The sequence below is a fragment of the Motiliproteus sediminis genome, assembly GCF_017912535.1.
Taxonomy (GTDB): domain Bacteria; phylum Pseudomonadota; class Gammaproteobacteria; order Pseudomonadales; family Balneatricaceae; genus Motiliproteus; species Motiliproteus sediminis.
The window spans coordinates 121438-134098 of the sequence record NZ_JAERQK010000008.1; the positions used below are offsets into that span (position 1 = coordinate 121438).

Annotated in this window: 9 protein-coding genes; 4 read left to right on the forward strand and 5 right to left on the reverse strand. The window is 60.5% G+C overall.

What is annotated here, in order from left to right; translation table 11 throughout:
• Positions 1-49: 49 nt before the first annotated feature.
• Complete coding sequence (locus JJQ76_RS13915) at positions 50-2032, reverse strand: HD domain-containing phosphohydrolase (RefSeq protein WP_210397476.1); 1983 nt, start codon at positions 2030-2032, stop codon at positions 50-52.
• Between the two features lie 477 nt (positions 2033-2509).
• On the opposite strand from JJQ76_RS13915, the gene JJQ76_RS13920 reads away from it, so the two are divergent.
• The 4 genes from JJQ76_RS13920 (at position 2510) to JJQ76_RS13935 (ending at position 7951) form a co-directional block, all read left to right on the forward strand.
• Positions 2510-3934 (forward strand): YjgN family protein, encoded by a 1425-nt coding sequence (locus tag JJQ76_RS13920; protein WP_210397477.1) that lies wholly within the window; start codon positions 2510-2512, stop codon positions 3932-3934.
• A 23-nt stretch (positions 3935-3957) separates the two neighbouring features.
• Entirely contained in the window at positions 3958-5004 is a 1047-nt protein-coding gene (locus JJQ76_RS18270; RefSeq protein ID WP_425515236.1) for a M48 family metallopeptidase, read from the forward strand.
• 110 nt (positions 5005-5114) lie between these two features.
• Complete coding sequence (locus tag JJQ76_RS13930) at positions 5115-6542, forward strand: rhomboid family intramembrane serine protease (protein WP_210397480.1); 1428 nt, start codon at positions 5115-5117, stop codon at positions 6540-6542.
• An 11-nt stretch (positions 6543-6553) separates the two neighbouring features.
• Entirely contained in the window at positions 6554-7951 is a 1398-nt protein-coding gene (locus JJQ76_RS13935; RefSeq protein ID WP_210397482.1) for a DUF4013 domain-containing protein, read from the forward strand.
• A 24-nt stretch (positions 7952-7975) separates the two neighbouring features.
• Here JJQ76_RS13935 and JJQ76_RS13940 read toward each other — a convergent pair whose 3' ends face one another.
• The 4 genes from JJQ76_RS13940 to JJQ76_RS13955 form a co-directional block, all read right to left on the reverse strand.
• A complete protein-coding gene (locus JJQ76_RS13940) occupies positions 7976-8359 on the reverse strand; it encodes a hypothetical protein (RefSeq protein ID WP_210397483.1) in 384 nt (127 codons plus the stop codon).
• A 141-nt stretch (positions 8360-8500) separates the two neighbouring features.
• Positions 8501-9019, reverse strand: a complete 519-nt coding sequence (locus tag JJQ76_RS13945; RefSeq protein ID WP_210397485.1) for a GNAT family N-acetyltransferase — start codon at positions 9017-9019, stop codon at positions 8501-8503.
• 121 nt (positions 9020-9140) lie between these two features.
• The gene (locus JJQ76_RS13950; protein ID WP_210397486.1) at positions 9141-9509 is read right to left on the reverse strand and encodes a hypothetical protein; all 369 of its coding nucleotides are present in this window, start codon (positions 9507-9509) and stop codon (positions 9141-9143) included.
• A gap of 527 nt (positions 9510-10036) precedes the next feature.
• Positions 10037-12658, reverse strand: coding sequence for a PEP/pyruvate-binding domain-containing protein (locus tag JJQ76_RS13955; protein ID WP_210397488.1), 2622 nt, complete (start codon positions 12656-12658; stop codon positions 10037-10039).
• Positions 12659-12661 lie beyond the last annotated feature (3 nt).

A 12661-nucleotide genomic window follows, 5' to 3' on the forward strand; every position in this document is an offset into this window, starting at 1 on the left:
GCAGGGAGATGGCCCTGTCAGACACCGCTCTGGCCGCCGAGTTGCGCTATCAGGGGCTGGGCTGCTGAGTTGCGGTGTCGGTTGCGGCGCCGTTCTGTTTGCCGTTCAGCTCGTCGCGGACCATGGCAATGAATGCGCGTAGCAGGGCGGGATCCCACTGGCCGCTGTCCTGTTCGCTCTCCAGAATCGACAGCGCTTTTTCGCTGCTCATCCCCTTGCGGTAGACCCGGTCGCCGGTCATGGCGTCCCAGGTGTCGGCAATTGCCACGATCCGCGCCAGCAGGGGGATCTCGTCGCCGGCAAGGCCATCGGGGTAGCCTTTGCCATCCCAGCGTTCATGATGCCAGGCGGCGATCTCGGCAAAGCTGTGAAAGCGCACCAACGGCTTCATGATCGAGGCAGTGTTGCTCGGGTGTTCCGACATCACTTCGAGTTCCTCGTCGTTCAGCGGGCTGGGCTTGTTGAGAATGTTGTCGGGCACCCCGATCTTGCCCAGATCATGTACCAGTGCTCCGCGTTTAAGCAGATCCAACTGTTGCTGTGATAACCCTACCCGCTTGCCCAGCATCAGCGAATAACGGGCCACCCGACCCGAGTGAGCGGCGGTGTAGGAGTCTTTTTTCTCCAGCGCGCGGGTCAGCGAACGCAACATTTGCAACAGCGCGCTCTCCTGCTCGGTTTGCAGCTCCTCGATGCTATCGGCCATCCGGTCCACCGCGTTGCTGAGGTTGCCGATCTCATCGTTGCGGTGCAGGCCGGTGCGGCTATCCAGATCGCCGCTGGCGATATGGTTGGCGGTGGCGGCGATGCGCGTCAGTGAACGGGTCACCTTAAACGACACCCACCAGGCAACCAGAATGCAGAGCAGCAGGATAACGGCCCCCAGGAACCAGAGCTGCTGGAGCAGGGCATTGTCTTCACGCTGAATGGCCGCCGCGGCTTGTTGGGCCTGGGCGCGGAAGTCAGCCAGGCTCTGGGTCAGCAACAGGTAGGTGAAACCGGGGCGGATGGGTGTGTAGGCCCAGAGCAGCGGCGACGCGCTGCTGGTATTGGCCTCAAGCCTCACCTGCCCCTGACGTAACCCCGCCAAGTGGTCGAACAATCGGCCGCTGGTATCGTCAATGTAGTCGGGCAAGGGGGTGTTCAGCCAATCCAGCTGCGTAGCGTCCGCCGCGGCAGCGGCAATACGCTGGACCCGTTTTTCGCCGGGCGGCAGCGCCATCAAACTGATCTCCAGCGGTGCCTGTTCGAGCTGCCCGGAGACCAGCCTGGCAAAGGTCTGGTCCAGCGACAGATCGATGGCAGTGACACCGGCCAGGGTACCATCAGGGTGTAAAAAGCGGCGGGAGAGGGTGATCAACAGGCGTCCGGTGGTGGCGTCGATATAGGGATCACTGCGCTGCAGGCCACCGTTGGCGGCGGCTTGACGGTACCAGTCACGTTGGCGCGGATCAAAGCCGTCCGGGTAGCCGCCGTGGCCGGGAAAACTGCTGTGAAGGCCGCTCTCCAGGGCGGCGGTGTGCCACAGACTACCTGCTGCCGGGTCTGCATGTACGCTGCGATAAACTGGCAGCAGCGATGTCAGCAGATTGATGTCGCCAGCGGGTGCCGGTGCCGCCCCGGGGGGCTGCAGCAGGCTGACGGTGGCATGGGATATGGGGTGGCGGACCCGTTGTTCTCCCTTGTGAGCGGGAGTGGTGCCGTCGGTGGCAACCAGGCCGCGGTCAAAATCCGTAGCCCAGGCGTAGGGCTGGGGCGAGGCAGGTGGCTGGCGCAGTCCTGCTTCAAGGGTTTCCACCTGGCGCTGCAGTCCCTGTTCAATCAAGCCGAGCTGGGCCCGAAGCAATGCGGCCAGGGTTCGGGTGCGGGTTTCCAGATGAGCCCGTTTCTGTGCCAGCAGGGTATCACTGCTGTAGCGGCTGACCTCATCCCCGAGATGGTCGATCCCCCGAAAAGCCAGTAGGCTGAACAGCAGCAACGGCCCCAGGGCGGTCAACGTGAGCAAAGAGAGCAGCTTGTAGCGAATCCGCATCGTGGGTATATCCTTGGTTGTCCCGGCTCATACGGCCATGTATGAGGTGCAGTGAAGCATAATCCAGATTGCTGCGGTTGCACGCGGTGGCGCAATAACGGTGCGCAGCAGTGGTTATACCTCACCGGTCTTGGGCCATTGCCTGGTGACTGGCTGAAATCGCCGTCTTTTGCGCCCCGGTGGACCCGTCCTATGCAGCGACGCTGGGTGCTTACGCCCGCTCTCGCCATGGGTGCTTTAAAGCACTCCAATTCTGTCGCCTGGGCGCCGATGGCGGTGGTAGCGATGCTGTGTGACTGCAGTGTCGTCAGGTGCTGGTTTGATCGGCGTTCTGGCGGAAACCGGGCTGCGGTTCACGAATGCATGGTGCGCTATTGCGTCAGATCAACAATAACGTGGTGACGACTCAACAGGGGGGCGGGATCAATGCTAGATTGTGCCAACGACCCACCTCAATCGGTAATCAAGGACGATATCATGTCAACAGAACGTTTTAACGTGGTTGTCAGTGGCAGTGTGCTGGAGGGCTTTGAGCCGGACGCGGTGAAGGATGCGTTCACCCGCCTGTTCAAGTTGGACGCAGCCAAAACCGAGCAGATTTTTCGGCGCGGCAATGTGGCAATCAAGCGCGACATCGATGCTGACAAGGGTCAGCGTTTTATCGACGCGCTGCAGCGGATCGGAGTCGCAGCACAGCTGCAGCCGTTCAACCCCGCGCCAGAAGCTGCGGCGGTCGCACCGGCCCGTGGCACCATCTCGGGCGCCGTCAGCAAAGCGGCCGCGGCGGCCAGAGCCGAGGCGGGTGAGCCTGACAGCAGCGGCGAGGTGAGCCAGCGTGGCGGTGAGATGGCGGCTATGCAAGAGAGCGACGCGGAGGGCACCGCTACGTCCGCTGAGAATGCAAGCAGGGAGGCGGGCGAGCCAGCGGCTCACCCGTTCCGCTTTTACGGCAACGGCACCGAATACTTCCGCATCTGGATCGTTAATATACTGCTGACTATCGTGACCCTCGGCATCTACAGCGCCTGGGCCAAGGTTCGTAACGCCCAGTATTTTTACGGCAATACCGAGGTGGCGGGCAGCCGCTTTGCCTACCATGCCAAACCGCTGACCATTCTCAAGGGGCGGATTATTGCGGTGGTGCTGTTCGTTGCCTACTCGCTGATTTCGCAGCTCAACCCCATCGCCGGGTTGGCGCTGGCGCTGGCGATTCTGGCGGTGTTGCCCTGGATCATCGTGCGTTCGCTCAAGTTCAACCGCCGGGTGACCGCCTGGCGCAACCTGCGCTTCGGCTTCGACGGCGAGATCTGGCCGGCCTTCAAGGCGTTTGTTTTCTGGCCGCTGGCGGGGGTGTTCAGTTTGGGTTTGTTAATGCCGCTGGCGTTGTACAAGCAGCAACAGTTTATTGTTGATAACAGCCGTTACGGTACCGAACCGTTTCAGCTGACGCCCTGCGGTAAGGCGTTTTACATGATCTTTGTCGGCGCTTTCGGCATCTTTATGGTCGCCTTTGCGCTGATGTTTGGCTTGAACTTCCTGCTGCCGCCGTTGGCGCCGCTGGTGATGCTGGTTGCCTACCTGTATGTCTTTGCGTTCATTTCAGTGCGCAAGACCAACCTGATCTTCAACAACAGCGCGCTGCGTGGCGGGGATTTTGATTTCAGCTGTGACTGGTCAGACGGCTCCTACATCAAGCTGATGCTGGTCAATACCCTGCTGACGCTGCTGACCCTCGGCTTCTACTACCCCTGGGCCAAGGTCCGGGTGGCGCAGTACAAGGCCGACCACCTGCAGCTCAATGCCCATGCCGATCTGGAAGGCTTTATTGCCGGCGAAACGGAGAACGTGTCGGCGCTGGGTGAAGAGATGGGTGACGTGTTCGATATGGAGGTCGGCATCTGAACGATTCAACGGCGCGCGAGCCACTGTTTCACGGTGAATGGTACGACGGCCAGGGGTCGGCGCGTACCGAGGTGACGATCGGCTGGGGCGACGATGGTCAGCTGGAGGTGCGTCGCGGCTCGGATGGTGGGGTGATCTACCGCATCTGCGGTGGTGAGCTGCGCATTTCGCCGCGATTGGCCAACACCCCCCGCTATCTCCACCTGTTGGACGGACCCACGATCGAAACCCTCGATAACGACGCCGTGGACCAGCTGCAGCAATTGCTGGAGCCCAGCAGCTCGCGCGGTCTGGTGCACCGGCTGGAGTCTCACTGGCGCTTTGTTGCGCTCACGGTGCTGGTGGTCGGGGCGGTGTTCTGGGCCACGGTGCGTTACGGTGTTCCCGCCGCGGCGGATGCTGTGGCTGCTGCGCTGCCCGCCGAGCTGCTGGACAGCACCTCCGAGCAGACCCTGCAGCTGCTCGATCAGCGCTGGCTGGAACCCTCCATGTTGAGTGCCGCGCGCCAACAGGCGCTGCAACGGCACTTTCAGCCGCTGGTGCAAAGTCGACCGGAGCTGCGTATTCAAGTGGCGTTCCGTGCGAGCGAGGCGGTGGGTGCCAACGCCTTTGCCCTGCCCAACGGCCAGATCATCTTTACCGATGCGATGGTCAATCTGGCGGCCCATGACGACGAGTTGCTGGCGGTGCTGGCCCACGAGATCGGCCATGTGGAGCACCGTCACAGCCTGCGGCGGCTGGTGCAGAACTCGCTCTATGTGTTCGTACTGGCGCTGATCACCGGCGATACCTCAGGGACCGCCGAAGTGGTGCTGGGGCTGCCGGTGCTGATGGCGGAACTGGCGTATTCGCGCGCCTATGAGACCGAGGCGGACCAGTACGCGCTGGCCTACCTGCGTGAGGCCGGCATTCCGCCGCAGCGCTTTGCCGACCTGATGCGGCGGCTGGAGACAACGCGACTGGCCAAGGCGGGTGAAACCGCCGAGCCGGCGGATGCCGATCAGATCCGCTGGCAGGGGTATCTGTCCACCCACCCGCCCACCGAGGAGCGGCTGCGGGCGTTTGAGTAGTGCCCGCGCAGGGGGCTTTTGGATTTGGGCGCCACCAGCGGTTGTGCTATGGTCCGGCAAAACGTGGCAGTGACGCCGCGACTATCTGATCGAGAAGGGAATCGCGAGCTATGGTCATTGTCCCGACCGAAAAGCGCTTCGACCGCGAGCGCTCGCCAGTGGTGCTGTTTACCCTGGTTATCCTCAATGTACTGATCTTTTTCTTCTATCAATCGAACGACGATGAGAAGTTCTTTCAGGCGCTCAACGGTTACGAGCAACTGGGTTACCTGGACCACGAATGGCCGCTGTTCGAGGATTACCTGCGGGCGCAGCCCGACGGTGCGCCGGAAGAGTTGGCGGAGCTGCAGCAACGCTTCCGCGAAGGTGAGCGTGAAGGCCTGGCCTTCTATCTCCTCAATGACTCCTGCTTTTTCCCTTACCTGGTTGAGAACCGCCGCTTTCTCCCCGCGTCGGAGGACTTTGGCTACTGGGAAAACCGGGAACAGATCGACGACCTGATCCAATCGATCAGCTTTCGCCGCTTTGGACTGGTCCCCCGCGACCATAGCTGGTTGACGCTGTTGAGCCACCAGTTCCTCCACGGCGGCTTGATGCACCTGCTCGGCAATATGTTCTTCCTGCTGATGTGTGGGTTCGCCGTCGAGGCCGCCATCGGCCCGTTGCGTTTTCTGCTGTTCTATCTGCTCTCCGGAGTCGCTGGCGGTGTGCTGCATATGGCGCTGAACGGCGGCAGCGCGGTGCCGCTGGTGGGCGCCTCCGGGGCGATCTCCGGGGTGATGGCGATGTACCTGGGCGTGTTCCGGCTGAAGAAGATCGAGTTCTTCTACTGGTTCTTTATTTTTGTCGGCTTCTTTCGGGCGCCGGCGCTGGTGATTCTGCCGTTTTACATCGGCAAGGAGCTCTACAGCTACTGGACCGACGTCGACTCCAACGTCGCCTTTATGGCTCACGTCGGTGGTTTTCTGGCCGGCAGCGCGGCAGTGGGTATCGCGCTGCTGTTGAAGCTGCGGATCCTGGATGAGGAGTATATCGAAGAGGACCAGCAAGCCCCGCCATTGCAGAAAGATATGGCGGCTGTCTACGGCTATCTCGAGCGGTTCAATTTCAACGGCGCGTTAAAGGCTTTGGAGCAGGTCGAGCAGACCTATGGTAAGAGTTTTGAGCTGAGCAAGCTGCGCTACAACATTCTCAAGCTGGCTCCTGAACAAAGTCTGGATGATTGCGTGCTGGAACTGCTGCAGCAGGAGCGTTTGCGGCCGGCTCAGCTGCGACAGGTGGGGGAACTGTGGGATCAGCACCAGGATCTCCAGCACCGCCTGGCCGACGACCCGCTACTGAAGCTGGGTTGGCGACTGACCGGGCTGGCCGACATCGCCGCGGCCGAACAGATCTTCGGGCTGTTGCAGGGGCGCGACTCCCACAATCGGGCCCTGGGCAATTTTGCCCGCAAGTTGGCGCGCGCTCATGACGAGCGCGGTAATCGTCGCAAGCGCAGCAGCTACGAAGCGCTTGCTAAACAGCTCAGTCAGGCATAGCAGGAGGCCCCATGGAATACTGTAAATATCACCCGCTGGCCGCCGCTACCTTCGCCTGCCCCGAATGCCAGATCAGCCTGTGCGACGGCTGCGTCGATGAAAGCGGCTACGGCGAACAGGACCGCTGCTTTGCCTGCGGCAACATCGTTTCCAGCCTGGGTGCCGCCAACTCAGTGGCTCCCTTTTGGCGGCGGCTGCCGGAAAGCTTCCGTTACCCGATGAGTAGTGCGCCGTTGGGCTTGATCATCGGGATATCGCTGATCTCGACTCTGCTGTCGTCGGTCCCGTCGCTGATCACCTTTCTGCTCTGGGTGGCGGTCACCGGAGTCATGGTGAAGTACTGCTTTCTGTGCCTGCAGCATTCGTCCAGTGGTCGTGCCGAGGCGCCGGCGGTGGGGGATGCCTTCAGTGGTGGCGTCAGCCTGATCATCAATATCATCGGCATTCTTATTGCGCTCGGGGGTATGGTCTACGCCGCCGGGCTCTATCTCGGCGAGGGCGTTGCCGGTGGTCTGTCATTGCTGTTCACGCTGGGGTTGCCGGCGGTGATCATCAACTACGCGGTGACAGAGTCGTTCAGCGAAGCGATCAACCCGATGAACATGCTGCGCCTGATGGGTTCACTGGGGCTTTCTTACGGGGTGCTGCTGGCGTTTCTGCTGATCCTGTCTGCATCGGTGGGCATTATCAGCAGCCTGATCGGTGACGGCTTGACCCTGCTGACCGCCGCGCTACAAAGCGTGGTGTCCTACTACTACATGGTGGTGACCTTTCACATCCTGGGGTACATCATCTTTCAGCATCAGGAAGCGCTGGGATTTGTCGCGCGTGGCGACTTTGGGGGCACCCGTAGCGTCCGCCCCGAACGGGAGCGACTGCTGTCGCGTTTGGATGTGCTGATCAAAGAGGGCCGCCGCGATGAGGTGGTCGCCGGCTACAGTGAGGCGGTCAAGCGCTACCCGGATGACCGCCAGTTCCAGTTGCAATGCTTCGATCTGCTCCATGCCTGCGGCAACGTTGAGGCCCTGAGCCGATTCGCACCTGAGTTTTTCAGCTTTCTGGAACGCACCGGGCGCGGCGATCAGCTCTACGGCTACTACCGTAAGTTGCTGCAACTGAATCCCGGTTACCAGCCACCTGCGGCGGAACTGCGCCACCAGTTGGCACGTGCCTGCCAGCGGGCGGGTAATGCCCGCCTGGCGGTCAAACTGCTGGCGGGATTGCACCGGGATTATCCGAACTACGACGGGCTCAGCGATGCCTATCGCTTGCTCGCCGACAGTCTGGACGAGATGCCCAATATGAGCGGCAAGGCGGCACAGGTGCGGCGGCTGGTGGGGCAGTGGAGCGCGGCGGACGGGGTAGGAGCGGGACAGAGTGGTGATAAAGATACAAAGAGCCCCGCGTAGCTGGGCTCTTTGTTGGGCTACTCGCTATGAGCGACTTACGCACTCATGCTTGAATTTGGCGTAGTAACCCATGAGGTTATATTGCTCGCTATCTGCTCTGGTGGTTTTTATCAGGCGCAGCCCCTCTCTGCTGAAATGGTGGTAGATCACCCCATTTGCATCGAGGTGTTCTTCCAACCTCTTTGCAGCGCAGTCAGAGTCGATAATTATGGAGTCGCTTTGCAAGCCCCGTGTTGAGGCTATTTCCCCAAGCGGGATATAGATCTCATCGATGACTTGCTCAGGCGCGACATAGAACCCGAGTTCGTTTTTCCTGTATTCGATACCCCTTTGCTCCAGCAAGGACTCAAAGTGAGCGAGAACAAACGGATCATCTTGAGGCCGGTAACTGTGTTCTACGTCCGACATCTCCTTTGAACAGGCTGTCAGCAAGAAGATCGATAGAACGGCTGTGACTCTCATAGCATTTAACGCTGCCGTAACGGGCCGAAGCTGCGTAGCAGCGAAGGTCCGAGCCCAGCGTAGCTGGGCTTTACGTTGACGGCCTTGTTATGTTTCACGGGGATGTCTGTATATATGCCAGTTTGCACCACGGAACAGAACCTCTTTTTCGAACTTTGCTCCAATCGCGTGCGCTAGCCGTATAGACGCCGTATTCTGAGCGTTGATGAAGCTGATGAGAGAAATGTCCGGCAAGTGACAAATCCCAGCATTTTGCACAGCTCGTGCAGCCTCACTGGCGTAACCTTTGCCCCAATGCTCAGGAGCCAGCGCCCATTTTATTTCAGGGCTTGGCCAGTCGTTCGGATACCAGAAACCAGCCGTTCCCAATACCCTACCACTGGATTTTTCTTCTAAGGCGTAAGGACCGTAGCCACGGACTTGCCAATGGCCGACCATGCCACACATGGTTCGCCACGTTTCGCCTTCGGTGAACTCGCGACCCACTGTGAATTTTGTGGCTTCAGCGGAGGAGTAGTAGTGGTGAAGGTCTTTCCAATCCTCATCCCGAAACTGCCGGAGGATCAGTCTTTCAGTTTCAAGATGGTCAGGAACTAAGAATTCCATTTCGATGGCTTACTCCATTACTTGCCGTGAAACATAACGCTTTTGCTAAGGGGCGCGCAGCAGCAACGCTGCGGAGCGTCCCGCGGAGGGCCGAAGGCCCGGAGTGGACTTGAGCAATTTGTTATGCATTTAGGTAGCATCCCCAGCGACCTAAAACTGCGCGCAAATGTTCTGGTAGGAGAATTTTACAATTTTGTGACTCAATACTAAGGGCTTGCCCGATCTCACGAATGGGTTTGTTTAATTCGAATGCCTTTATAATTATTTCGTAAGCCCAGTCAGAATCTTCACCTTTTAAATTCTCAACACAATTGCTCTTAATGAAATTGTTAAGAGACGCCCTGCTGCCTCCGAGGCCATGCCCCCAACCTTCACTTTCTTCAATCGGATAATTTTCATCATCCAAATTCCATTCGATTATTTTTGGGTAGCGGCCATTGTGGCCTCCATCCCAATCTCCTAGTTCTATTTTGAGAATGATTTTAGTCATAGTGATGCATAACATTTTAATATTCGGCCCTTACAAGGTTGGTCTACCTTGCAAGGTTGCTCTACCTTCCATGGTAGGAGGGTATTCCAATGTATCGACGCAGCAAAAGATATCAGGAGCAAATCGCCCGCTTGGCGAATGCTAGAGCCGCTAAAGAACGTAAGCGGCTGGAGAACGCTATCCCTGCTGATCGTATCGACCTCCCTGATCTCCGGTGAGTCATAGAGATTACCGATTACGATACCGGTTCACCTGTGACTCATCGAATAGAACTATACCGCAGCGATCGAATCGATTGCTACAACGTCAGAATTGACGGCCAGCCGTGGCAACAGCGGATCGGTTGGAGCCGCATTTTAGAGGGATTAAGAAAGGCACTCCCAAGGCTGAGGCAATTCGACGACTAACTTGATATATCAGATATCGCTAACGGTCAAAAATGGGGCCAAAAGCGGACTGTTGTTGATGACATTCAGGCGTGCGAATAGTGATTGGCGTCCAGTGCGCACAAGTCGAGAGTTCCCTCATTACGAAGTTAACAACAGACTTCCGCCATCCCCATCCAGCAGCGCTTCGCTGCCCTCCTGCAACAGGCGGGTGGCATCCGGCAGTACCATCGCGGGAATGCCCGCTTCGCGCGCCTGACAGGCGGCGTGGGCGAGAAAGCCTCCGATCTCTACCACTAGTCCGGCGACGCTGCGCAGCAGCGGTGCCAGCCCCAGGTTGGCGCTGCGGGTCACCAGAATGTCGTCCGGGTGCAGGCTGCGGGCGAGGGCGCACAGGTCGCTGTTTTCATCCACCAACCGCAAGCGGCCGCGGCGGATGCCGGGGGCGATCCCTTCGCCTTGCCACCGGTTGCCGCCGGACGAGGGCGGCTGGTTAAAGGCGGCGTCCGGATCGTCACCGAAAATCACCGCGGGCAGGGGCCGGGCGGCGGCCAGGTTTTTGGCCAGCCGATGCTGCTGGCGGCGCTGGTCGATTAGCCGTTCCGCTTCACCGCGGCGGTTGATCGCCAGCGGCAGCTCGGCCGGTTCCAGGTAGAACAGGTCGTCGCGGGCCAGTCCGGTGCTGTCGGCGTAGGCCAGCAGGGCGCGGCGCAGCAGGTCGTATTCGCCGGCAAAGTGGTACTTGATGGTCTCCCTGAGCGGCAGATAGCGCCGCGCCAGCCGCAGGTGCAGAAACAGCTGCTGCTGGTCGGCAGCGCTGACGCCGGCCAGGCGCAGTTGTTGCCGTAACTGACGTTCGACGCCCTTGCGCTGGCACCACTGCTGACGGAACCGGCTGCGGCTGTCGGCGCGCTCACCGGGGATGGCGGTCAGGCGCTGCAGTTGTTCAGGATCTTCGTGGTAGCGGGGCTGGGCGATTTCCAGTTCGGTGACCGCCAGGTGGCCGTATCGACGGACAAACTGGGTGCGCTCCAGTTCACCGCGCTGCAGTGCGCCGAGGTCTAGCATCTGCTCGGTGATACGGCTGCCCGGCAATGCCTGCAGCAGCTGCCCCATCAGGGTATCGGTCTGATGCGGCAGATACTGCTGGAGGGCCTGGCGTAGCCGTTCGGCAAAGTAAAAACCCAGCCGCGCGGCGATCACAAAGTGGTAGCAGCTGACCTGCTGCAGATGCTGGATTAACGCACTGACCCGGATCAGCAGTGCCTGACTGGTATCGCCCGGGGTACAGCGCTCCATGCTCAGCCGGTGGCGCTCCAGCTGTGGTTCGATACGACGGCGAAAACGGCCATAGTAGTCGCGTCCGAAACGCTGCAGCGCATCCTGGTGGCGGCGGCACTCCCGCGCAAACAGCATGCCGCTCTGTTCGCCGAACAGCGCGGTGGCTTCGCCGGCTTCCAGGTACTGATGGTAAAGGCCGAATTCCGGATAGTTGGCCCGGGCAGGGTCGGCGCGCACTGCGTCCAGATAAAGCGCTACCGGCTGTGGCTGGCGCAGATCGTAACTGCGGGCATCCAGCTCCAGATGAAAGTAAGGCTGGCCGGCGATCAGGGTGAACAGCTCGCGGTTGGCACGCGGGCTGATTTCGTACCCCAGCGCTTTTCTGCCGCGGGGAATGGCACCGCCGTCACCGGTAAAAATATGCTGAAACAGGGCAAAGCTCATCGGCGTTGGCAGGGGCAGCAGTTCACCGATATTGCCGTTACTCAGCACCCCCCGGCCGTGACGCAGAATACGGTGCTCGGTCAGCTGATCGAGCTTGCGCTTGAGGGCATGCAGCTCGGTGTTGCGGTAGCGTATCAGGGCATCCCGGTCGGGCGCCCTGTTGCAGACCACGGGGCGACTCTGCAGCAGCCACAGTTGATCGCCGTCAAAGGCAAACTCGATATCCTGGGCGCTGCCCAGTGAGGCTTCCAGGGTGACGCCGAGACTGGCGAGTTGCCACAGTTGTGCGGGTGTTAACGAGGATCTGCCACCGCGCTCCGGTGGCAGCGGGTGCTCGCCGGCCAGCGACAGGCGGCGTTGCTGAGGGTGAAGATGCTGACTTATCAGCTCGCCCCGGCGACTGAGCTGGTAGCGGTCGCCCCGTTCCAGACCGGATACCAGCGGTTCGCCCAGCCCCTGGACCGCGTTGACGCACAGCTGTTCGGCGCGCGGATGCAGCGGGTCGCGGGTGAACAGCACGCCGGCAGCGGAGGCGTCTACCTGCTGTTGAACCAGAATGGCGATGCGGGGTGCGGGGGCCGGCTGTTGGTGCCGCCGCTGCTGGGCGCGTAACTGCACCACCGCGGGCCGGTGCAGCGAACGCCAGCAATCGAGCACCGCTTCAAACAGCTGTGCGGGTGAGGTGATACTGAGGTGGGTGGCGAACATTCCGGCCCAGCTGGCGTCTGCCTGATCCTCTTCCAGCGCGGAGCTGCGTACGGCGACCGGAGCCCCGTCCAGTTGATGCCAGGCGTCCAGCAGCAATGTTTCCAGCTCCGCGGGTAGCTGTGCCGGTGCGCTGGAGTCCGACAGCATGGTGAGGGCGTCGCAGGTGAGGCAGAACCCGGGGGGGACGGGCAGCCCCTGTTGCCGCAGCAGGCCCAGGGTAAACGCCTTGGCACCCACAACCGGTTGGTGCTCCGGGGTGATCTGATCCAACCACAGAACGGGCGTTGCGGTGGCCTCGACGGTGCGGGTCTGAACGCGGGTTAGCGGCATCAG